The organism is Undibacterium sp. Tian12W (assembly GCF_049339405.1).
Classification (GTDB): domain Bacteria; phylum Pseudomonadota; class Gammaproteobacteria; order Burkholderiales; family Burkholderiaceae_D; genus Undibacterium.
In genome coordinates this window covers 60,412-84,451 of sequence record NZ_JBMPPK010000002.1, presented here as the reverse complement: position 1 = coordinate 84,451, position 24,040 = coordinate 60,412, and the positions used below count along the sequence as shown (strand labels likewise).

The window sequence follows — 24,040 nt, the reverse complement described above, 5'->3', positions numbered from 1 at the left end:
GATCTTTCCTTATTGTTAACTTAATGATTGCCATAGCAGTAGAGCCGCATAGGCCCGCCAAGGTGCCCAGGGCTGGGCGACAGCCAGTAATTGTTTTTCGGTCAGGCGCTCGCTTGCCGGAGTTGCCAATAATGCGGCGGCTTTTTGCAAACCCAGGTCACCTGCCGGAAAGGCATCTGAAAAACGCAGGGCGCGCATGGCAATATATTGTGCCGTCCACTCACCTATACCTTTGACGGTCTTGAGCCTGGCTACCATCTCGTCCGAGCTGGCCGCTAACTGCCTTTGCAAGCCACCATCAAGGGCAAACTGGGCGATGTTTTGCAAAGTGGCAGCACGGGCACCGGGTATGCCTATGCCCGCCAGTTGGTCTATCGACAAGCCAACAATGGTTTGTGGGCTGGGGAAATGATGGGTAACAGCCGCAAACGGGGTAAGCACCGGCTGACCAAAGCGGGTTACCAGCCTGCCAGCCACGGTGGTAGCACCGGCCACGCTGACTTGCTGGCCCAACACGGCACGGATGGCCAGCTCAAAACTGTTGAAGGCGCCGGGCACACGCATGCCTGGCGTGCGCAGGATTTGCCCGGCCAGCAGGCGGTCTGTTTGCAGATGGCTCTGGATGACGGCGGGATTGGCCTCCAGATCAAATTGCTGCCTGACCCTGGCCATCAGGGGCATGAGTACCGGGGCCAGTGAAGGTGAAACTTGCAGGCTGAGTTGCTGTTTGGCGGGCAGGTGGGCGACTTTAAGCCAGCCTTCCAGCCCGTCCATCTGTACGCTGCGGACATAGGCCTTGCCGCCTTTTTCATCGATGACGGCTTCCAGCCCTGGCATGGCGCGCCCGGCAAGGTAAGTGATCACTGCGTCCCAGGCATAGGGTGGACGGTAAGCCAGCTTCAGGCAAACACCTTCACCTGCGCTGTCTGCAGCACGCCGTATTGATCCCGGTGCCATCTGGTAACGTTCTGAAAACAGGGCATTGAAGCGCCTGACACTGCCAAAACCGGCGGCAAAGGCTATCTCGGCCATGCCTAGCTGAGTCTCTTGCAACAGTTTTTTGGCAAACAACAGGCGCTGGGTCTGGGCCAGTTCTACCGGCGTTACACCAAACTCTTGCAGCATGACGCGGCGCAACTGACGTGAAGACAGACCAACCTGTTCAGAAAAGCTTTCTATATCGGTTTCATTCAAGGCACCGTCAGCGATTCTTTGCCAGATTGCATGGGCAAGATTTTGCTGTATCGCATACGGTGCCAGTTCAGGGCGGCAACGCAGGCAAGGGCGAAAACCGGCCGCCTCAGCCGCTGCTGCGCTGCTGAAAAACTCGCAGGACGATTCACGCGGTGTCTTGACGCCACATACAGGGCGGCAATACACACCGGTGGTTTTAACGCCGGTAAAAAACACCCCATCGAAACGGCTGTCCTTGGCGGCGAGGGCGCGGTAATAACATTGCTTTTGCGTCAAACCCTCACTGGCCTCAGTCAGCATCAGGCTGGTTGCATCGGGCGGCGCTGCTGCCTGGCCTTTGCTTTGCATGGTAGGTATCTGCTGTTCCATAGCCGCCACTTTCTCGTATTGAATCAATTCCGGGTTCGTTAAAATTATGTACCCAATTTGCAAACTGCATTACTATCTTCAGGAATCGTTATACGCGAGTGCCAGTCACTCTTCTAGCCATTTTCGGACAAACAAATCGGGAATCATGCGCCAGGCGCTGAATTTGAATCGCAATTTACATCGCATCGTCAAGACCGCGCGCAGACATCCGCGGCTGGCGACTTGCTTACTCGGGCAATTGAGCCTGCAGGCAGCTACAGCCGGGCAAACCGGCTTGCAGCTTGACGCCTGTTACCAGCGCTATCTGATACTGGAGAGGCTGGGGCAGGCGCATTCCATGCAAAGCGAACTCGAACAAGGCCTGCACATTGCTGAACAGCAGCAACTGACACGCCCTGCCGGGCTGATGCTGCTTGCCCTCGGTCGTATCTGTTATACCCAGGGTGCTTACCGTGACGCCCTGATGTACTGGACGCGTTGCGTCGATCTGAGCAAATTCAACCGCGACCAGGTGACACTGGTCGAAGCGCATATAGGACTGGGGCAGATTTATGATGCCCTCGGCGATGGCAAAACGGCGGCGCGTTTTCATACCGATGCCGGTAGCCTGCTGGAGCAACTGAACGAGCCTTATCTGTTGTGCAAACAGATTATCAATCTGGGTGTCAATGAACTCCATACTGGTGAATTGCAGGAAGCTCAAGATTGCTTTCTGAAAGCGAAAGTATTGGCTGAGCAACATGCCATCCACGAATACCTGGCTGAGACTTACTGGTATCTGGGCCAGGTCGCCAGCAGAAATGCACAACTGGAAGTCGCTGAAACCCATATCCGCACTGCACTGGAACTCGCCGATGCCTGCAATTACGTCTGGCTGAAAGGCGCCGTGCTGGATACCCTGGCCGACATACTGCGTGCAGCGGGGCAATTCGATGAAGCGCTGGATGTCTATGGCGAGGCCCTGAGCTATTCAGATAAAGTCGCTTCCCGCAGGCAAAAAGTACGCAGCCTGGCAGCACTGTCAGAAATCCATGAGCAACAGGGCAACTGGCAACAGGCCCTGCACTTTGCCCGCCTGCATCAGCAAACCACCAGCGAGCTCAGTGAACTGGGGACGATGGACAGGTTCCATGAATTGCGGGCCTATGATTTGTCTCACAAACCGCCGGTAGAAATTTTGCTGGAACTGTCATCCAACCGCTTGCTGGAAGAAGGCCAGCAAGCTGAAGTATTGCAACTGATAACCGATACCTCGCTGGCCATCCTGAATACCGAGCTGGCAGCCATCTTCCTGATTGATGGCAATGGAGTAGGTCTGCATTGTCGCGCCAGGGCTGGCAGCAAACATGGCCTGATCAGGGCAGAAATGCCTTGCCAGAACCTGCCACTGCTGATGCACATACTGCAACAGGATGAAGTGCCACTGGTTGGGCATGATATGCGTTTGCACGTGGTAGCAAACGAAATGCGTGCTTTGCTGGGGCAGGAAGAATTGCATTCGGCCTTGAAAATCTCGCTGCGCCTGCATGGTAAAAGCGTAGGCCTGATCTGTTTCGCCCATACCAGCGGCAGCAGGAACTGGTCGCGTGAAGATGTGCTGTTTGGCCGCCATCTGGGCAACCTGGTACAACAGGTGCTCAGCCATGCCGAACATGCCCAGACCCAGAAGCAACTCGAAGCCAGGGTACTGGAGCGCACCGCCAGCCTGCAATTGCAAACCGAGCAATTACAGCAGGCACACAAGCATATCTACCGGCTCAGTGAGATAGGCAGGGAAATCACTTCCAGCCTGGACCGCGATACCATAATGGAGATCGTCTATCGCCACGTGCATGAGCTGATGGGGGCAGAAGTATTCGCCGTAGGCCTGTACCGGCCAGAGCAGGAAACCATAGAGTTCCCCTGCAATATCCTGCGTGGCCAGCGCATGTTGCCGTATATACGCGATATCAGGGACGAGGATTTATTATCAGTATGGTGTGTCACGCATCAGCAGCCCATCTTTATCAGTGATATCTATAGCGAGTACCAGAATTACATCAGCGAAGCAGGCTTGCACAAGCTGACGGTAGATAGTGCCTATTTCGCCGGAATGGAAAAAGTCATTCCGGTCTCGCATATCTATGTCCCGCTGATGATCAAGGGCCGCACCATAGGCATCATTGCGATACAGAGCACGCAAAAAAATGCCTTCCAGCGCATGCATCTGGACATTGCCATGATGCTGGCCGCTTATACCGCAATAGCTGTGGAAAATGCCGAGACTTACCAGCAGCTCTTAAAAGCGCAGCAAATCCTGGTCTCGCAAGAAAAACTGGCGGCACTGGGTTCACTGGTGGCGGGTATCGCCCATGAACTGAATACCCCCATAGGCAATAGCCTGCTGACTGCCACTACACTACAAGAACAGTCTGTCATTTTCTTGCGCAAGCTGACAGAAAACACCCTGAAGCGTTCTGACCTGAACCAGTTCACGGCCACGATCAATAATGCCAATGAATTATTGCTGCGCAACCTGATGAGCGCGAGCGACCTGGTCAGCAGTTTTAAGCAAGTGTCAGTCGATCAGACCAGTCAGATGCGCCGCACATTTAATTTGCGCAAGACTACCCTGGAAGTCATACGTACCCTGCACAACCTGATACACAAGCGCGGCCATACGCTGGAAATTGATATTCCCGATGGCATAGACCTCAACAGCTTTCCCGGTCCTTATGGGCAGGTGCTGACCAATTTTATCAACAACGCCCTGCTGCACGCTTTTGAAAACCGCGAAAACGGCAAGATGCTGTTGCGTGCCCACAAGACGCCAGACAATCAGGTACAGATCATCTTCAGCGACAATGGCAAGGGCATAGAGGCGCAGGATTTGCGCAGGATATTTGACCCCTTCTTCACCACCAAACTGGGTCAGGGTGGCAGCGGGCTGGGACTCAGCATCGTCCACAACCTGGTGACCACCATCATGCATGGCGATATCGCGGTGGATAGCGCGCCAGGCATGGGCACGCGGCTTACCTTGAATCTGCCTCTTAATCCCTGAGTCCTTGAAACCTGGCAAGGCAGGCTGACTGCTGCGAGACACCATACCGTCATGGTGTTTTGGGCAGTCCACATGATTTTCTGGATTGGCATACACTAGAACTCATTTTCTAATGAGCAAAACAGATATCGCCATGACAACTCAACGCGCTCCCGACCTGAAAACCGTGCTGCTGGCCAGCGGTATTGTGATTACCTTGTCCATGGGTGTCAGGCATGGTTTTGGTTTCTGGATGCAACCCATCTCACAGCAACACGGCTGGACCAGGGAAACCTTCTCGATGGCGATGGCCATGCAAAACCTGATGTGGGGCGTGTTTGGTCCACTGGCAGGCATGGTGATAGACAAGGTAGGCACGACAAAAATGATGATACTGGGTGCATTTTTGTATGCGGCCGGGTTGTTATGGATGGCGCTGATAGACCAGCCTGTGCTGTTCATAGTCGGTACCGGGATACTGATAGGTGGTGCACTGGCCTGCACATCCTTTGGAGCAGTCAGCGGCATCATAGGCCGCACGGCACCGCTGGAAAAACGTTCCTGGGCTTTCGGTATTTCTTCTGCCGCAGGCTCCTTTGGCCAGTTTGTCATGATGCCGATAGAGCAGCAATTAATAGACCGCGCAGGCTGGCAAAATGCCTTCTATGTACTGGCAGCCCTGGTCATTTTGCTGATGGTGCCTATGGCAATGAAGTTGCGTGAACCGGCACTGCAACAAGTTACAGGCCCACAGCAAAGTATCAGCGAAGCGATACGCGAAGCCTTCGCCTACAAGCCCTTTTTGCTGCTGGTGGCTGGCTATTTCGTCTGCGGCTTCCAGCTCGTTTTCATAGGCGTACACATGCCTGCTTATCTGAAGGACAAGGGTATCATGGACCCCAGCGTGGCGGTGTATGCGCTGGCGTTGATTGGCCTGTTCAATATCTTTGGTTCTTACTATGCCGGCAAACTGGGCGGCATGTTCCCTAAACCTTATCTGTTGTCGGGCATCTATCTGGCGCGCAGCCTGGTGATTGCCCTGTTCTTGCTAGCACCGCTGTCACCGTATTCTGTGTATCTTTTTGCCGCAGCATTGGGCTTGTTATGGTTATCTACCGTGCCACTGACGAATGGTGTCATTGCCGGGATTTTTGGCGTGAAGTATTTATCAATGCTGTCGGGCTTTGTATTTTTCTCGCATCAGGTTGGCAGTTTTATCGGTGTCTGGCTGGGTGGTTATATTTACACCAAGACCGGTAGCTACAACATGGTCTGGGGCATAGTCCTGGGTCTGGGTATCTTTGCAGCACTCGTGAATTTGCCTATCAGCGAAAAACCGATAGTCCGCGCGGGTGAAGCTGCAGCCTGAACAATTCGAATAACTCATGACTAAACAATTATCACGCAGATTATTGCGGCTACTGTGGGGCAGCATCATCGTTGTGGTGCTGGCCCTGGTGTTTATCGCCTATCTGCGCCCGTCTTTTGTGCTTGACCTGGCAAATCGTTTCGTCATGTGTTGAAGGCCCATTTTTGCTACGCACTTTTTAGCGCCTCAGGGCGCTATTTTTTTGCCCCGATTGAACGATATATTAGCTTTCTGGTCTGCTACACTGTGTTTCCTTTTGATCAAAGATTTTGGTAAAACTACATGAACAAACATCTACTGCTCATTTTGCTTGGCACTGCGCTGGCCAGCCCTGCCACTTATGTCACAGCCGCACCAGCTGATTCTGCCAGCGTCACGCCAAAAAAGACTGCTGGCAAACTGACTAGCAATCCCTTTGCCAATGCCAGCAAGCTGCCTTACCAATATCCGGCTTTTGACCAGATCAAGAATGAACACTACGGCCCTGCCTTCACCGAGGGCATGCGCCAGCATGCTGCCGAAATCGCCCTCATTGCAGGCAGCCATGCCGCCCCTACTTTTGACAATACCGTGGTCGCCATGGAACGTGCGGGGCAGATGCTAAACCGGGTTTCCATTGTCTTTTTCAGCCTGACAGGCGCGAATACCAACCCTACGCTAGAAGCGCTGTCACGCGACCTGGCACCCAGGCTGGCGGCCCATCAGGACCAGATTTTCTTAAATGCGCGCCTGTTCCAGCGCATCAGTAAATTATATGAAGCACGCCAGGCATTGAACCTGGATGCAGAATCCGGGCGCTTGCTGGAACGCTATTACACAGACTTTGTGCGTGCCGGTGCCAAGCTGGGCGACAAGGATAAACAAAAACTCAAGAGCCTGAATGCGCAATTGGCCAGCCTGGCGACCAAGTTCAGCCAGAATGTGCTGAAAGAAACCAATGCCTCGGCCATCATTGTTGATAGCAAGGCTGAGCTGCAAGGTTTGTCTGAAGAAGAAATCGCCAGCGCGGCTGAAGCAGCCAAGACACGCGGTCTGAAAGATAAATTCGTGATACCGCTCATGAATACCACAGGCCAGCCATTTGAGGCTAGCCTGGCAAACCGCGCCTTGCGCCAGCGCCTGCATGAAGCCTCGGTGAACCGTGGCAGCCATGGCGGTGAATTTGACAACCGCCAGGTCGCCATCGACCTGGCACGCCTGCGTGCCGAACGTGCAACCCTGCTCGGTTATGCCAACCATGCCGCCTATGGCCTGGAAGATGAAACCGCCAAGACCACCACCGCAGTCAACAAGATGCTGGGCGAGCTGGCACCGGCAGCAGTGAATAACGCCAAAGCCGAAGGCGCAGAGCTGCAAAAAATCATCGATGCACAACAAGGTAATTTCAAACTGGCGGCATGGGACTGGGCGTTTTATACCGAGCAATTGCGCAAGGCAAAATACAGCTTTGACGATAGCCAGTTGCGCCCTTATTTTGAATTGAAGAATGTACTGGAAAACGGTGTCTTCTTTGCTGCCACCAAACTGTATGGCATTACTTTCAAGGAACGCACTGATTTGCCGGTCTATCACCCCAGCGTCAAGGTGTATGAAATATTTGATGCGGATGGCAAGAGCATGGCCTTGTTCATCGCCGACATGTATGCGCGCGACACCAAGCGCGGTGGTGCCTGGATGAATGCCTATGTAGAGCAGTCCAGCCTGTTTGGTACTCACCCTGTGCTTGCCAACCATCTCAATATCCCGCAACCGCCAGCAGGCCAGCCTACCCTGCTGACTTTTGATGAAGTGCGCACGGCTTTCCATGAATTTGGCCATGCATTGCACGGGCTGTTCTCGAATGTGAAGTACCCACGTTTTTCTGGCACCAATGTACCACGTGACTTTGTCGAATATCCGTCCCAGGTTAACGAGATGTGGGCAACCTGGCCTGAGGTATTGAAAAACTATGCCAGACACTATCAAAACGGCGAAGTGATACCACAGACCCTGGTAGATAAGATCACCGCAGCCAATAAATTCAACCAGGGTTTTGCAACGACAGAATACCTGGCAGCATCGCTGCTGGATCAACGCTGGCACCAATTGACACCGGCGCAGATACCAAAAGATGCCCTTGCCTTTGAGGCTGATGCATTGAAACAGGCGGGTGTAGATTTTACCCCTGTACCGCCACGCTATCGCAGCACTTATTTCTCGCACATTTTTGGTGGCGGCTATTCAGCCGGTTACTACGCTTATCTGTGGAGTGAAGTGCTGGATGCCGAGAGCGTGGAATGGTTCAAGGAAAACGGTGGCCTGAACCGCAAGAATGGCGACTGGTTCCGTCAGCAATTATTATCCAAGGGTGGCAGCATGGACCCGTTGGAGTCTTTCCGTAATTTCCGTGGACGTGAACCAAAGATAGAACCATTGCTGATACGCCGCGGTTTGCAATCAGCCCCTAAATAAGCAGTGTAGACAGTGCTCGTTCAGTGCTGAAATAAGCGCTGGCTTTTTTCTCACTGACGAGCCCGGTCAGTTTTCAGCAAAGAACTGGCTGGGTGTCTGGTCAAACTGTTTGCGAAACATGGTAGAGAAGGCGCTGGGGCTGTCATAGCCCAGCGCCAGGGCGATGTCGATGACTTTTTCACCACTTGCCAGCAATTCCAGCGCCCGCAGCAAGCGGGCCTGTTGCCGCCATTGACCAAAGGTCATGCCGGTTTCTTTCACGAACAGACGCTGTATAGTCTTCACATCCACGGCCAGGCGTTGCGCCCAGTCAGCCATGGTGGAAGTGTCATCCAGGTGTTGCTGGAGCAGCTCGCAAATCTGCAGCAAACGCGGGTCGGATGGCATTTGCAAATGCAAGGGCAGCACGGGCAGGACACGTATTTCGTCGAGGATCAGACGCATGACACGGCCATCACGGCTATCGGGTATATAGGGCAAATCGGACAAATCGGACAACTCGGGCTGACTTAAATCCATGGCAGCGCGGATCAGCTCGCGCAATAGGGGCGAGATACCGACTGCCTGGGTAAAGCCGGGTAAACCGGAGGCCGCATCCGTCGCTACTGTCACGCTACGCATGTGCACTTCTCCTATGCAGCGTATCTCATGCGTCATGCCAGCCACCATCCAGATGGCGCGGGTGGGCGGCACCACCCAGCGACCGACCTCAGTCTGCACCACCATCACGCCACGTACTGCATAAATCAGTTGATGCCTGGCATGCAGGTGCGGCGCAATGTGCCAGTTGGCTGGATAGTCAGTAGCCCTGCCGCTGACAGGTGAAGGCAGCTCATCAATTTCTTGAAGCGCTTGAGCCAGGGCCTTGGGCTTGCGGGATGTATCCATGTCCTTTTCTCAAGGGTTGTTGGCGGATTGGCGCGAGACAGGCTATCCAGTACGGGGGATAATTCTGCCATACCGGTACCAAGGCAGCAGCGCAGATAACCCGTTTTACTGACGGCAGCCTGATTCCATTCTAAAGTGAAAGCCATCTCCATGACAATTTCCGCAACAACCTCTGACACTGGCCAGCCCACCACACTCCCTGCAAAGAGCAAACCTGCTTTCGGCATCCTGGGTGCCATCAGCAGTGCGCACATGATCAACGACATGATGCAATCGCTGATACTGGCGATGTATCCTATCTTGAAAGGTGAGTTCTCGCTGAGCTTCAGCCAGGTGGGGCTGATTACCCTGACTTACCAACTGACGGCCTCGCTGCTGCAACCACTGGTGGGTGTTTTTACCGATCGCCGGCCACAACCGTATTCACTGCCCTTTGGCATGACATCAACATTGATCGGACTGATACTGCTGGCCTTTGCTCCCACCTTTGGCTTCGTGCTACTCGCAGCAGCCTTTGTCGGCATAGGATCATCCATCTTCCATCCCGAATCTTCGCGCATTGCACGGCTGGCTTCGGGCGGGCGGCATGGGTTTGCGCAGTCGGTGTTCCAGGTCGGCGGTAATATGGGCACGGCCATAGGCCCACTGCTGGCGGCGATCGTTATCGTGCCTTTCGGCCAGCGCAGCGTGGCATGGTTCGGATTGGCCGCCATACTGGGCATAGGTCTGCTGCTGCAAGTGAGCCGCTGGTATGCAGCACACCATATTGCCTCTGCTGGCAACAGGAAACCTGTCAACGTCGCACCCTACCCCCGCAAGGTGGTCATGGGTGCTATCGCGATCTTGCTGATACTGATTTTTTCAAAGTATTTCTATGTTGCGGGTATCAGCAGTTTTTATACCTTTTACCTGATGGAACGTTTTGGCCTGACGGTGCAGAATGCGCAGTTGCATCTTTTTTTCTTTCTGTTTGCCTCTGCCTTGGGTACGGTACTCGGCGGGCCTGTTGGTGACCGCATAGGCCGCAAGCCTGTCATCTGGGTGTCCATACTGGGTGTGGCACCGTTCGCGCTGATGCTGCCGTATGCCAATCTGTTCTGGACAACGGCGCTGACGATTGTGATCGGGCTGGTGCTGTCTTCAGCGTTCTCAGCCATCCTGGTATATGCGCAGGAACTCATGCCGGGCAAGGTGGGCATGGTGTCTGGCCTGTTCTTCGGTTTCGCCTTCGGCATGGGTGGGCTCGGTGCTGCGGTGCTGGGTATTTTTGCGGACAGGACAAGCATTGCCTTTGTCTATCAGACCATAGCCTACCTGCCGCTGCTGGGCGTGGTGGCTGCGTTGTTACCCAGGGAGGTACGACGGGTTTGACAGGTGCGAACGGACTTGCTGTTTCAAATCCTGCCAGTTTGCACGACCGCAGAACCGGCTTACTTTGTCAGCCAGAGTGCTTCTCAAATTTTGATTCAGAATCTTGATTCATAAAACAGGAAGGGGACACGTGATCGTGTCCCCTTCCTTTTTGTATATTCTGGTTTGTTGTTCAGTTAATCAAACTACTGAACTCCAAACTGATTACTCAAGCTTCCAGACAAAATCTACTTTGGCCCATAACTGGTCAGCTTTGCCATCCTTGGTGCCTGGTTTGAATTTGCATTGACTCAATGCTGTCAGTGCTGCCTTATCCAGGCTCTTGGAGCCGCTGGATTTTTCTACTTTGGATTCAACGACCTTGCCATCTGCCGCAATCAGGAAACCCATGGTGACAGTGCCGGTTTCTTCATTCATCAATGCTGCTTTTGGATACTTAGGTGGTTCGCATGACTTGCTGTCCATGACAGGAGAAGTTTCTGCGGCCATGACGGAGGCACTGGCACATAACAACAAGGAGGAGATGAGTAAGGATATTTGTGGTTTCATAGGACTCTTCTTATGCATTTTCTATTCAGTATAAAAAACTTCCAACAGATTTCAAGGCCAGACACTATTCGCAACAATTGCGGTTTTCAGTGACATGGATTGCTATCCTCATCACTGAAAACCGGCGATATCAGAATTCTTCCCATTCATCAGCGCTTGCAGAAGCCGCCTTTTTGGGAGTTGCCTTGGGTGCTGCTTTGCCTACCGTTTTAGCGGCAGGCAATGATTTGACGGCACTGCTTCTGGATTTGCTTTTGATCGAGGCCACAGGTTCGACACGGCGTACCGGCATTTGCGCCATAGGCGGAGCAATATACTGGCTGCGTTCACCTGCCTGCAGTTTAAAGACACTGACCACTTTCGCCAGTTCAGAAGCCTGGTCTTGCAAACTCTGGGCAGCTGCTGCAGCTTGTTCAACCAGGGCGGCATTTTGCTGGGTCATGCCGTCCATTTCTATGATGGCGTGATTGACGTGCTCGATACCCACGCTTTGTTCCTGGCTCGCTGCACTGATTTCGGCAATGATGTCGGTCACATGTTTAACACTGGAGACTACCTGGTCTATCGTAACGCCAGCCTGACCCACCAGCTTGGTGCCGATTTCGACTTTCTCGACCGAGGTACCGATCAGGGTTTTGATTTCTTTGGCGGCAGCAGCGCTGCGTTGTGCAAGGTTACGCACTTCTGCCGCAACCACGGCAAAACCACGGCCTTGTTCACCGGCACGGGCCGCTTCTACCGCCGCATTCAAGGCCAGGATATTGGTTTGGAATGCGATGCCATCAATGACGCTGATGATATCGACAATTTTCTTCGACGACTCATTGATGGAACCCATGGTATCCACCACCTGGGCAACTACTACACCACCCTGGCGCGCTACTTCAGATGCAGAGGCAGCCAGTTGATTGGCTTCACGTGCATTGTCGGCATTTTGTTTGACGGTTGTCGTCAGTTCTTTCATCGACGAGGTGGTTTTTTCCAGCGAGCTGGCCTGCTGCTCGGTACGAGAAGACAAATCCAGGTTACCGGTCGTGATTTCACTCGATGCCGTGGCGATAGTGTCAGTACCATTGCGTACCTGCGCCACAATATTCACCAGGCTGTCACGCATGTTTTTCATTTCATACAGCAGGCTGGCATCGTCACCGTGCTTCAAATCGATAGGTGCAGTCAGGTCACCCGCTGCAATCTGGCCAGCGATAGTGGCAGCATAATCTGGCTCGCCACCAAGTTGCCTGAGCAAACTGCGGCTGATCACAAAGGCTGCAAAAACACCGGCAGCAACTGCCAGTACACCCAGTATTGTCATCATGCTGGTCGCGGCTTTAAAGGCTGAACTTGCCTCTTCTGCGGTCTGGGTATTGAGTTTATCTTCCAGCGTGACGAGTTCATCCAGCGTATCCAGCCATTTTTTCTGTACCGGGCGCAGTTTCTTGATCAGGGTGATGGTCGCAGCCTCTGCATTGTTTGCCAGACCCAGTTCCTGTGCTTTGGCAGGCAGGGCGGCGGCGGCGGTTTCGGTTTCCTTCAACTTCGCCAGCAAGGTTTTCTTCTCTGCAGTGACATTACCTTCTTCAGTTGCTATCTTGCTCAGTTTTTCGTCGGCGGCGGCATACTGTTTGGTTTGCTCGGCAATCTTTTTCAGTTCCGGCTCCATATCGCCAGCATCATTGAGCAGGGTCAGATTTCGCAGAGAGACCATGCGGTCATACACAATCGCGCGCATGTCCAATGCCAGACGGGTCTCGGCATTGCTGACGTTCACTATCTTTTCCAGCCGCCCCTGAATCTGCGACATTCTTGAAATGCCGACGAGGGTCACGGCAATTAAAAACGTCAAAACCAGAGCAAAGCCCAGTCCCAGACGCCTACTTACTGTCATTTTTGATAAATTCATTTGCTTGGCTGGTGTGAAAAATGGTTGAGGAAGATGGGAACACAGGTGTTATGAAATACTACTCTGAATGCTTACATTTGCTAACAAAATTGCCGTCAGGACACTTTTTTTTACAAATACCTGACGAAGCCTGCATTTATTGAAAAAACGACGGTCAATCAAGGGAAAAGCAAGCGACAAAGTTAGAAATATACTCGAATTTTGCTCACTAGCAAGGGCTTTTTACTGGTATTCCTCCTCTGCGGAAACCAGATTCAGGCGAATTTATTTACATTTATGCAGCGATAGAAATTTGCTTATTTTTTATGCAGATTAACTATACTTGCCAGCTCCTGCGGCTGACTAAATTTTGTTCACGTTTTCCCCGCTTTCCCCATGGCAATAACGTTTTATTGGCAAATGACTCTCTTGCCAGAATAACCAGTGATCTTATATGACCGTCAAGAAAATATATTTTCAAATATTGTGCGAATCTGAAAATTTTTTGAAAAAAAACCCGGACGCATCCGGGTTTTTTTGTTCATCTGCAAATATCAATATAATCAATATCTTGATCAATAACTCAATCAATATTTGTATTGCGCTGTCACATAGAAGGTACGGCCCAGAGGGTCAGTGTAGCGACCATCGTAACCAACCTGATTACCACCACCTGTATTACGGATAGTGAATGGAGGATCAACGTTGAACAAGTTGCGGATACCGCCAGTGATGGTCAGGTTTTTGATGACCTTGGCTTGCAACTGGTAATCAAAAGTCGTGTAGTTGCTGACATCACGGTTCATATCTACATAACCACCAACGCTGCCATCAGCATTCACGGAACGGACATAGCCATCATCAGCAGATGCGACTTTGTCATGGTAACCGGAACGGTAGTTCATGGTAACGCTATGAGTGTATTGCTCTGATACTTTCAGAGAAGCGACCAGCCTGGAAATGATACGGAAAGTCACATCATCATAAGAATCAAAACGACCTATGCTGCTTTCTTTCTTGGCACCTGGTACGTCTTTTTCTGCTGTCAGCATATAAGTACCGGACCAGTTCACACTCAGCTTGCCTATAGGTGTCGCTGATTTGAGTGTCGCATCCCAATCCACACCGGAGTAACGGGAGCTGGCCAGATTCACAGGGCTACGGTTAGCTACCAGAACTTTGGATTTCTGGATAGGATCGTAGTACAGGGAAATGTATTGATCAGCCAGTGAAGGTGTCGTGAAAATCAGATCCTGAGACAATTTCTGGATTTGGTTTTTCAGTTTCACATCCCACCAGTCCAGACCCAGAGACAGGTTGCTGGTTGGTTCGAGGCGGAAGCCGAATGCTGCCTGTTTGGATTCTTCTGCTTTCAGTGCATCTGCACCTGTGCTTGGATTACCTTTTTTCAACAGACCGTATTCAGACGTGCCACGGCAGTATGGGAAACGTGGATCAGTTGCTTTGGTAATAGGGCAAGGGAAGAAGTTCGAAGAACCATCGTTTTTCAATGGATCAGAAATATCATTCAGCGTTGGTGCCTTGAAGCCTGTACCGTAAGAGCCGCGCAGCATCAGGCTTTGGACTGGCTGATAACGTGCTGACAATTTGTAGGTTGCCTTGGAAACCGACACACCTTGGGTACCAGGTTGTGAAGCATTGCCATTGACGTCATAGCTGACATTGTCTTTCTTGACGGCATCATAGCTGTCATAACGCACAGCTGCAGTGACATCCATGTTTTTGATGACAGGCATCAGCAATTCACCGAAAGCACCCCAGCTCTTGCGGGAAGCAACCAGACCCTGTGAACCAGTAGAACCACCGATGATCACGTCTGTCCATGCCGGATGTTGAGGGCCAGGACCTTGTACCAGCTCGCTAGGCGCATCATTGAATGACTGCTTGGTGGTATCCGCACCCAGACCCAGTTGTGCTTTGCCGCCACTCATATCAAAGAGTTCTTTGGATGCATGTGCGCTCAGGACATCAATCTTGGATTTGGTGACACTGAGGTTTTCTTGCAGTACCGCTGGTGCCAGGATGGCAGAAGCATTGGCATTGACGATGTAAGGATTATAAGCACCGGATTTGACCAGGGCATCAAAACGGTTAGCACTCATGTAACCGGAAACAGCGTCATCTTTCTCTGTATTTTCGGAATGCGTATAGCTGGCGCTCAAATCCCAACCCAGGTAATTGCTGTCTATACCCAGAACCAGATGACGGGCTTCAGTTTTATAGTCATCAGCACGGCCACCTGCATCACGTGCGCGGTAATAGAAGAAAGCATCCGTCACGTCATTCGGATTGATACCTTGTCCAGCCAGCAGCGGCACAACAGACTTGTTATACGCACCGATGTAGTTCGGGTTGATGACCTTCTGACCTGTGACCGGATCTGTACTGAACGTCGTCAAAGGCTGGGCTGGCGCTGCATAGCGTGCCTTGTTAGAGAAGTTGGACATGACCAGTTCACCGAACAGGGTAGTGTCCTTGCCTATCTTCAGGTTACCGGAAGCAAAGAAACTGTCACGTTTCAGTTCTGGCAATAATTGTACTGTCGATGCATAGTCATAACGGCATACACCACCACGCTCGAAAGTGCTAGGGCCATTACATTTGCCAGTATTCACCAGGTCAGGCGAGAAGGTCGCATTATTGCCCTTGGAGTCATAGATGTCAGCATTGGCAGGTGTCGAGTTGATACTGGTCTGCCAGGTGGCGTACATCTTGCCATCTTTCATGAACTTCTGGACACCAGAATTGGCGAAGCTGCGCTGAGTTGCTTCCAGCGGCTTTTGCTCATCATGGCTATAGGCAAACAAGACATTGAAGCCGTCTTTTTCAGGATCACCAAAGCCTTTGGAAATAGAGAAGTTACCGCTACGGCCACCGCTTTGTTGCGGGCTGGTCAGGGTTGCTTCTACATTCAGGTCAGTCTGGTTCTTTTTGAGAATAAAGTTGACGACACCGGCAATCGCGTCTGAGCCATACAGTGTGGAAGCACCGTCAGTCAAAATCTCGACGCGTTCAACTGCAGACAAAGGAATACTGCCAAGGTTGACGGCACTACCTGTGCCATATGGTGCCATGCGGCGGCCATTCAACAAAACCAGGGTGTAGTCAGTACCAATCGCGTGGATGGAGGCTGATTGACGACCGGCACCACCACCGTTGACCGAGGTAGATGCGGTAATAAAGCCCTGCATGGCAGGAAGGGCAGCGACGAGGTCGGCCACATTATTTGCACCGCTTTGCTCGATGTCTTTACGGCTCAGAGTTTGCACAGGCAATGCGCCTTCTTGAGCGATCCGTTTGATCGAGGAACCTGTGATTTCCACTTTTTGTACGTCTTGCGACATCGCTGGTTGTGCCAGCAAACCTGCACCGACCGCGACACCACCCAGGAACATCAGGCGTACGGATCGGGCCAACATTTTTTCTACCATGACTAAACCCCCAAAAATGTAACTAATGAGCGAGGCCGCCTGGACAAGATCCCGGTTGGTAACCAGAACCCCCTATTTGCCCACAGCAGCCAAATTTCTTTTTTAGATTTTTTCTGCCGGAAAATGATCAAAAGCAATTCGTCGCAATTTGTTCATCATTTGTCTGTTTCAATTACCGTTACATTTTCCGAAAAAAAATCTCCTTGTCATGGAACCATTTGAAAACTTTGATGTCAAGACTGCTTATTTCGTTTCGAAAACGTAAATTTTCTCGCCATCAAGTTAAATTGTTAAAAATGTGCAGGTCATAAAATTACGCAAGATCAACTGTTGTGTAATAACGTCGGCCTGCGATATTTATATTTAATTTAGCCAATTATTCATATCCAAGAATTTGCACGCGGCTAAAAGCTGAAATGACAGGATAAAAAATGGGCATTTATAGACCGTGCACCATTTTGGACTTTAAATGTTATTGCTTTTTTCATCATCTGAAATTTGTATGTACAATTTCGACTAATTTCGACAAATTGAAATGAGGAATAATCTTTCCGACAAGAACTATAGAGCGCCTCATTCAATGACTTGGGCTGTCTCTTAATGACAACAGGTTATGCGTCAGCTATAAAATGTTATGTGTTTTAATCACAATTTCCTTTCCCGGAACACCATCGTCAAATTGCAATATGCGTGTTTAAACTGGCAATAAGTCACCAAAAAGCCAATAAATCCCACCTATGCTTAGTCGAAAATGTGTGCCAGCCTCAGCAATTGCGGAGGGACAGGCCGTTGGAAGCGCTTGAGACTTCATTGAGACTTTATTGAGACTTCGGGCAGATTTGCCAGTCCAACCGGCACTCTTGCAAACTCAATGCGTAGTGCTGACGAGGACATTCAAGTCATGCCGGTAGGCCGCAGGGGTATTACCAGTCCAGTCCTTAAATGCCCTGATAAAGGAATTCACTTCCTGAAATCCCAGGAGGTAAGCAATTTCCCCCTGAGAAACAGAGGCGGTACTCAGGTAATGCTGCGCCAGTTGCTGGCGAGTGGCGTTGAGTATGTCCTTGAAACTGGTAGATTCCTCACTCAGTTGTCGCTGCAGGCTACGCTTGCTGAGGGCAAGATGCCGGGCGACAGTCTCTACCGAATACTCGCCTGCCGGCAGGCCCTCAAGCAATACTGCCCTTACACGTTCACTGATCTTTGCCGTCGCATCCAGTGTAGATAGCCGCTTGCGCAAACCCGGTTCGAAATATCCCCACATGGCTTCATTGGCAGTAAGGAAGGGTCTGGCTGCATCATGCGCAGAAAATGTCAGCCGTATGAGCGCCCCTTTTTTTGGCGGGAGGCCAAAGTATGCGGCATAGTCATCCAGGTTTGCGGGCATTTCCGGCAGCATCACCTCCAGTGGAATGACACGATAGCGTGTCCCCAGGCGGATGAGTTGCGTGAGAAAGACCAGTTCTGTCATCGCCAGGCTCTTGGGAATATGGCCTTCATTGCCATAGCATTCCAGCGTTATGACAGTCTTGGCCTGCCCGGCCTGCACGTTCAGTGTCATTGGCCCGACCAGCTTCTTGAATGCAGACAAGCGCTGCATGGCGACATTTAGGTTGGGGCTGCACAAGCTCGCGAAAATCGGCGGGTCAAATGCTTCAACCGAAATGGCCGCGCCAACCAGCAGCGGCAGTGATGCTACTCCAGCCGAGGTCTCTATGGCTTGCCACAAGCCGAAATACTGGGCTGCCGTAATCGTGCCGTCCTTGCGCGTGAACAGGTCTGCCGGCAACTGCGCCAGACGCAGCAAGTGATCGGGGTTGAGGCCCATGTCGCTGAGCAGCAGTCGCCAGCCAGGCTGGACAGAGAAATGGGTCGCTCGTTTCATTTTTTTCAGTTCACCCTGCTCAGGTTGACGCTCAAGGCTTGGGAATCTGCCCACTGTCTATCATTTGCTGAAACATATCCTGAATTGTAACTTGCAAGGGACGGTAAGACATTCCAAGCTCATGGATGCTCTTGCCATTGTCTGCCCGCCAGACATAAGCAACATTTCTGGAAATCATTTTACGTGTAATGCTTTTATCAGCAAGAGGTGCGACCAGCCAGACCAGCCATTTTGGCAGGACACGGCGCGGTAGCGGATAGGCTTTATACTTAGGCAGCAAAGCCTGGGCTATCATGGGCAGGGAACTGTCATGCCCGGAAACAATGTGACGTCCTTTGGCATCTGGCAGATAGGCGGCGCGCAGATGGGCTTCGGCCACATCGCGCACATCGACTGCACCGCAACCTATATCTGGGATACCCGCTTTCATGCGTCCATCCCCCAGTTGGCGGACGAAATTGAAACTTTCCGAGGAAGTGGCTTGCGTACTCAAGCCGGGACCAAGAATGAAGCTGGGGTTGATGACAACCAGGTTCCAGCGAGTCTGCTGCTTTGCAATTTCCCATGCCACCTGCTCTGCCACGGTCTTTGAGTAGGAATAGGGCACATGTTGCAATGAAGAGCTGGTATTCCAGATGTCTTCGGTCAAAACCTGGCGGGGCGTGTTGGCAACATCTGCACAGTCGCCATAGATGGCGGCACAACTGCTGGTCAGCACCACGCGTGTTACTGAAGCGGTCTTGCTGGCTGTTTGAAGCACATTTTGTGTCCCCAGTTTTGCCGGATCGACGAGATCCTTCTGGGCATCGCTGACGTCCAGCCTGAATGGGGATGCGGTATGGAAAACGATTGAGCATCCCTGCATGGCTTCTGCATAAGAGCCCTCTTCAAGCAAGTCAGCCTTGAAATAACGTATGCTGCCCGGCAATTTAAGAGCCATCTGGTCCAGATGAGCAAGTTTTGCTACATCGCTGGGGTTACGGACGGCAGCATGGACGGTCACACCTTCTTCCAACAGCCGTTTCACTATCCAGCCAGCGACATAGCCGGTGGCGCCAGTCACCAGTACAGGTTTGGTCTTATCTATGTTCAGCATGCTTTGCTCTCACAGGTTTCAATGTTTCAATTCATGGGAATGCCTGCCATGCAACAGCTCTGGCGGCAGCTTTGATTGATATTTTCCCCTGTGGCGTGCAGACAAGCGCCATCAAAACGCGCCACATGATATGCAATGCGCGCCATGGACATGACAGCCATAGCCATAGCCATATCCAAGCCGCATACATATACACATACGCATGCCGCACGTCATAAATAAAAACCCCCACAAGCAAGCTTGCGGGGGTTTTGTCTTTCAACCTGCCTTGGTACTGGCATCACCGGTGCAAACTGGTGATGCTGGAACTCAGGCCATGCTGTCAGTTACGTCAACATTAGAATGTGTAACGTCCACCGATATTCCAGTAACGGCCAACTGCGCCGGACTGATGCAGGGATGGGTTGTAGTTGATACGGCCATAAGTCTGGACGTCCAACGGTGCCATCTTGTCGAACAGGTTAGTGATGGATGCTGTGAATTCCAGGTTTTTGGAATATTTCCATTTACCAAACATATCGACTGTTGTGAAGGAAGCAATACGGCAACCGAGGTAAGGCTTACCGTTGGCATCAACGTCCAGGCAATCGCCACCGATTTCATTGGTGTCGCTGATACTGGATACATGGTTCACGTTGCCGGACAATGTCCAAGGACCACGTTCCCAACCCAGGCTAACGCTGACTTTAGTACGTGGAGTACCGCCGTCACCAGACAAGTTCACGTCACCGTGAGTACCAGCAAATTCATGCGTAGTACCATCAGCATCAGTTCTCTTGAACTCGTTCATGTAGGTCACAACCAGACCGGCATTCAACTTGCCGTTGCTGCCCATGTCGTACTTCGCACGCATATCCAGATCCAGACCGGAAGTTTGTGTCTTACCAGCATTCAGGTAAGGCGCTTTCACCATCAGGATAGGACCAACCAGGCCAGGGAAGTTGGTTGTTGGTTCGCCGCGCACGATTTGTGCATCTGGGTAGCCAGCTGGGTTAGTAACGATCGCACCTGGGTCAGAACCACTGATTTCGCCTTCACGGACGATTTTCCACCAGTCCAGGGAGATGCTGAAGTTCTTGATAGGTTCTACAACCAGACCAAGGCTATAGCTCTTGGATGTTTCAGGCTTGATGTTTTTGTTACCGATCGTGATCGCGCCAACCTGTTGTGAAGAGCAATCAGCAGCCAGTTTAGTCACTGCACAACGGACAGGATCGCTGCCGATATTGGTAAATGCAGCTACAGCGGAATCACCGTTCTCTGCCGCGCTAGGAGCACGGAAACCTTCAGCATACGTACCACGGAATGCGATAGCATTAGTTGGTGTGTATTTGAAGCCAGCTTTAGGTGTAGTGGAACGACCATAGTCAGAGTATTTGTCTGAACGGGCAGCCAGTTGGAATTCCAGGGATTTCAATACCGGGATAGCCAATTCTGTGTAGATCGCGCTAACGTTGCGTGAGCCTTTGGCAGCAGAGTAACCCAGACCAGCGATGTCATTCGTGTTAGTGAATGGTGTTGCTTCGCTGTTGGTTTCTTCTTTACGGTACTCAGCACCTACCGCAATCGCCAATGGGCCGCCTGGCAATTGTGTCAGTTCGCGTGTTGCTTTGAAATCGACGGAAGTGCTCTTCGTCACGCCAGAGTTTTTCAACGTTGGAGAAACCAGTGCCAGTACTTCAGGTGTATTGATACGGCCTTGACCAATACGGAAAGTACCATTCGCCACTGCTGCTTTCAAAGCAGATTGACGATAGTAACCGTTTTGAGTCTTGTCTGTTTTGCTTTCAGCATACAGGAAGCCTGCATCGTAATCCCACTCAGCAACTGTACCTTTTACGCCAGCCAGGAAACGGGTAACTGTTGTTTCCAGATCGGCAGTACGTGGACGTGTTGTATCGATCCAGCGTGGACGCGCGCGGGCATCAGCAAATGGATTGTCTGGATGGCCGATAGGCAACAACAATTGGTCAGGACCTGAACCAGTAATGTTGACACGGGCATTGACCAGATCAAAACCAGAACCGGTCAAACCGGATGGTGTTGTCTGTGTTTTTGCCTTGCTATTGAACAAGCCCAATTCTGTGTACGCTGTGGTTTTGTCATTGATGGCAAAAGTACCGCGTGCATACAGATTCAGGTTTTGTGTTTCTGGCTGAATAGTTTGGTAGGCAACTGGATCAAACAAGCAACCGCCGCCAGCATTATCCAAAGAAGTGCCGCCAACTGGATCCAGATTTGCCGCAGAGCAAGTACCTGGCAATTGTTGAACACCACGACCAGCGATAGTGCCGCCAGTTGCACTTACTGGACGTACGGTACCCAGTGCATTGGAACCACCGGCATTACCGGAAGTGATGAAACCAGCGCGTTGGTCGCGGCCACCCCATGGACGTGCATCAGCCTGGCCGATGTAGTCACTACGGTCTTTTTGCCAGATTTTTTCTTGCTTTTTGGCATCAATCGTCATGAAGAGATTGTATTTATCTGTTTGCAGATTACCGAAACCGATCGCAGCGGATGCGCTCGTGGTACGGCCATCGCCACGGGAAGACTGGCCGATATTCGCGGAAACAGATTGACCTACATAGTTTTGACGCAGGATCACGTTAACCACGCCGGCGATAGCGTCAGAACCGTAAATCGCGGATGCGCCGTCTTTCAGGATTTCGATACGATCAACTGCATCCAGAGGGATGGAGTTCAGATCGACGAAGCTGCGTTGACCGTCATCACCAAAACCATACGGTGCTGTGCGGCGGCCATTGATCAGCACCAGAGTGGAGCTGACGCTCAGACCACGCAGGGACACGCCGGAAGCGCTACCAGCGAAACCATTAGTGAAAGAGCCACTGATACTACCGTTATTGTCAGCAGAAATACTGCGGACCACATCAGCGATAGAAGTTTTTCCTGATTGTTCGATGTCTTTACGGCTCAGGATTTGAGTCGTTGCAACACCTTCTGTTTCAGTACGCTTAATACTGGAACCGGTAATTTCAACTTTCTGTACACCTTCTTGTGCGAAAGTCGGTTGAGCCATCATACCCATGCTCAACAACAAACCACTGGAACAGATCAGTCTTACTGATCTTGAAATTGTTTTTTCTTTTATCACTATTGCGCTCCGTTCTTTATGTGTTCTAAACAAAATCCGGCAAAAACCAAACAAACTTTGCCAGATTGCAAAATTACCAAATAATATGGAAATTTTTTTTTACGCGTGGGAAATTTTGAGAAATTACTTTCAAAAAATTTGCCTCAGCATGAGAACATCTAAGAGATTCCATTGTCAATATTGATAGAATGCATGCAGCAAAAAAACAACAAGATGGAATTATGGCAACATAAAGACAAGGAGCAGGGTTTGCATTTGATTCTGAATACAGAGGGAAGTTCCGCAAAAAAGCGAAATTTTTAAAGGAATAGTGATTAATGGAAACATTATCACGAGAGTAATAATTTGCGCTTATCCCAGGCATTTGGGATAACAATTACTCAAGGAAATTTTGCACCAAAATGTATCAAAATAAAACAGTTTGTACCAGCAAATATCTTATTTTGACTATATTTAACTGAAATTCAGTGCAATTTCTAATTTGATTGGCTGGGAAATACAGAAAAAACAAACAAAAAACCCCGGCGCACCGGGGTTTTTTGTTTGCCTGAATGACAGGCGAATACTGAAAAGCTTATTTTGTCGAGACTTCAGCAGAAGCTGCTGCTGGTGCAGCTGCGGCTGCCTTGACTTCAGGCTCCTTGAATTTGGCACCACCAGCATTGGCCAGGTGAACAACTGCACGGGCAACTTCAATATCATCCAGATCAGGATTGCCACCTTTAGCAGGCATCAAACGCAGACCACCCAAAGCATTGGCGACTACCTTGTCGTAACCCTGGGCAATACGCGGGCCCCAGGCAGCAGCATCGCCGAATTTTGGAGCACCAGCCGCACCAGAGTCATGGCAATTTGCGCAAATGGTTTTATATACTGTCTCACCAGATTGCAAAGTCTTGGGACCGTTGGCATCCTTGAAATTGAAACCCTGGTCAGCCACCGGGGCGATACGGGCGGCAACGGCTTCTGGCGTCAGTGCAGACGAACCTGCGCCAACTTTTTTGTCATTCGATACATACTGTACCAGCAAGACAATGGCGATAATGGGGACCAGGAATCCGGCGAGGATAGCAACGATGAGTTGCTTAGGGGTCTTGATCGCTGATTCGTGTTCGTCGTGCGCGTCGCTCATGGTTTCCTCAATGCAAATGAATTAGATACAGAAAATCTGTTCGTCTATGCTGGCAGGCAATTGAACCGCGCACGCCAAAGCTTGGAATTATAGTGCGAAAGCGTCGTGTTTGGAACGAAAAGCAAGCTGCACGCGCCAAGAATGCGGAAAATCTGGCTGGTTTAACGACAATTTCCCTGCTTTGATACGTAAGGCCGGGCTTAATTTGGGTTAGAATGTTGCCCTTGCATTACCCCTGTATCACTTATGCATGACTATGCATAAT

General features: G+C 51.1%; 14 protein-coding genes. 5 read left to right on the top strand and 9 right to left on the bottom strand.

Annotated elements, in window-relative coordinates; translation table 11 throughout:
• Positions 1 to 15 precede the first annotated feature (15 nt).
• On the bottom strand, positions 16 to 1,563 hold the full coding sequence (locus tag ACO0LI_RS02470) for an AlkA N-terminal domain-containing protein (RefSeq protein WP_423030588.1): 1,548 nt from the start codon (positions 1,561 to 1,563) through the stop codon (positions 16 to 18).
• A gap of 163 nt (positions 1,564 to 1,726) precedes the next feature.
• Between ACO0LI_RS02470 and ACO0LI_RS02465 the strand changes: the two genes are divergently transcribed.
• The 4 genes from ACO0LI_RS02465 (at position 1,727) to ACO0LI_RS02450 (ending at position 8,405) form a co-directional block, all read left to right on the top strand.
• Entirely contained in the window at positions 1,727 to 4,606 is a 2,880-nt protein-coding gene (locus ACO0LI_RS02465) for an ATP-binding protein (RefSeq protein ID WP_422952546.1), read from the top strand.
• 112 nt (positions 4,607 to 4,718) lie between these two features.
• Complete coding sequence (locus ACO0LI_RS02460; protein ID WP_423030586.1) at positions 4,719 to 5,954, top strand: MFS transporter; 1,236 nt, start codon at positions 4,719 to 4,721, stop codon at positions 5,952 to 5,954.
• A 16-nt stretch (positions 5,955 to 5,970) separates the two neighbouring features.
• Positions 5,971 to 6,108, top strand: a complete 138-nt coding sequence (locus ACO0LI_RS02455) for a hypothetical protein (protein WP_174244972.1) — start codon at positions 5,971 to 5,973, stop codon at positions 6,106 to 6,108.
• A 128-nt stretch (positions 6,109 to 6,236) separates the two neighbouring features.
• On the top strand, positions 6,237 to 8,405 hold the full coding sequence (locus ACO0LI_RS02450) for a M3 family metallopeptidase (protein WP_423030584.1): 2,169 nt from the start codon (positions 6,237 to 6,239) through the stop codon (positions 8,403 to 8,405).
• Between the two features lie 66 nt (positions 8,406 to 8,471).
• Here the strand turns inward: ACO0LI_RS02450 and ACO0LI_RS02445 are convergent, their stop codons facing one another.
• On the bottom strand, positions 8,472 to 9,293 hold the full coding sequence (locus ACO0LI_RS02445; protein WP_423030582.1) for an AraC family transcriptional regulator: 822 nt from the start codon (positions 9,291 to 9,293) through the stop codon (positions 8,472 to 8,474).
• Positions 9,294 to 9,443: 150 nt separating this feature from the next.
• Here ACO0LI_RS02445 and ACO0LI_RS02440 point away from each other — a divergent pair, with 150 nt between their 5' ends.
• Positions 9,444 to 10,664, top strand: a complete 1,221-nt coding sequence (locus ACO0LI_RS02440) for an MFS transporter (RefSeq protein WP_423030580.1) — start codon at positions 9,444 to 9,446, stop codon at positions 10,662 to 10,664.
• 204 nt (positions 10,665 to 10,868) lie between these two features.
• Here the strand turns inward: ACO0LI_RS02440 and ACO0LI_RS02435 are convergent, their stop codons facing one another.
• From ACO0LI_RS02435 to ACO0LI_RS02405, 7 genes are all read right to left on the bottom strand, one after another.
• On the bottom strand, positions 10,869 to 11,153 hold the full coding sequence (locus tag ACO0LI_RS02435) for an energy transducer TonB (RefSeq protein ID WP_422952604.1): 285 nt from the start codon (positions 11,151 to 11,153) through the stop codon (positions 10,869 to 10,871).
• Positions 11,154 to 11,343: 190 nt separating this feature from the next.
• Positions 11,344 to 13,098: a methyl-accepting chemotaxis protein gene (locus ACO0LI_RS02430; RefSeq protein WP_423030578.1), complete on the bottom strand. Its 1,755-nt coding sequence runs from the start codon at positions 13,096 to 13,098 to the stop codon at positions 11,344 to 11,346.
• A gap of 581 nt (positions 13,099 to 13,679) precedes the next feature.
• Entirely contained in the window at positions 13,680 to 16,532 is a 2,853-nt protein-coding gene (locus ACO0LI_RS02425; RefSeq protein WP_422952553.1) for a TonB-dependent receptor domain-containing protein, read from the bottom strand.
• An 880-nt stretch (positions 16,533 to 17,412) separates the two neighbouring features.
• A complete protein-coding gene (locus ACO0LI_RS02420) occupies positions 17,413 to 18,429 on the bottom strand; it encodes an AraC family transcriptional regulator ligand-binding domain-containing protein (protein WP_422952554.1) in 1,017 nt (338 codons plus the stop codon).
• 31 nt (positions 18,430 to 18,460) lie between these two features.
• The gene (locus tag ACO0LI_RS02415; protein ID WP_422952555.1) at positions 18,461 to 19,525 is read right to left on the bottom strand and encodes an NAD-dependent epimerase/dehydratase family protein; all 1,065 of its coding nucleotides are present in this window, start codon (positions 19,523 to 19,525) and stop codon (positions 18,461 to 18,463) included.
• A gap of 337 nt (positions 19,526 to 19,862) precedes the next feature.
• A complete protein-coding gene (locus ACO0LI_RS02410) occupies positions 19,863 to 22,571 on the bottom strand; it encodes a TonB-dependent receptor (protein ID WP_423030576.1) in 2,709 nt (902 codons plus the stop codon).
• Between the two features lie 646 nt (positions 22,572 to 23,217).
• Positions 23,218 to 23,775 carry a c-type cytochrome gene (locus tag ACO0LI_RS02405; RefSeq protein WP_423030574.1) on the bottom strand — a complete coding sequence of 186 codons (558 nt, stop codon included), beginning with the start codon at positions 23,773 to 23,775 and terminating at the stop codon, positions 23,218 to 23,220.
• Positions 23,776 to 24,040: the final 265 nt, after the last annotated feature.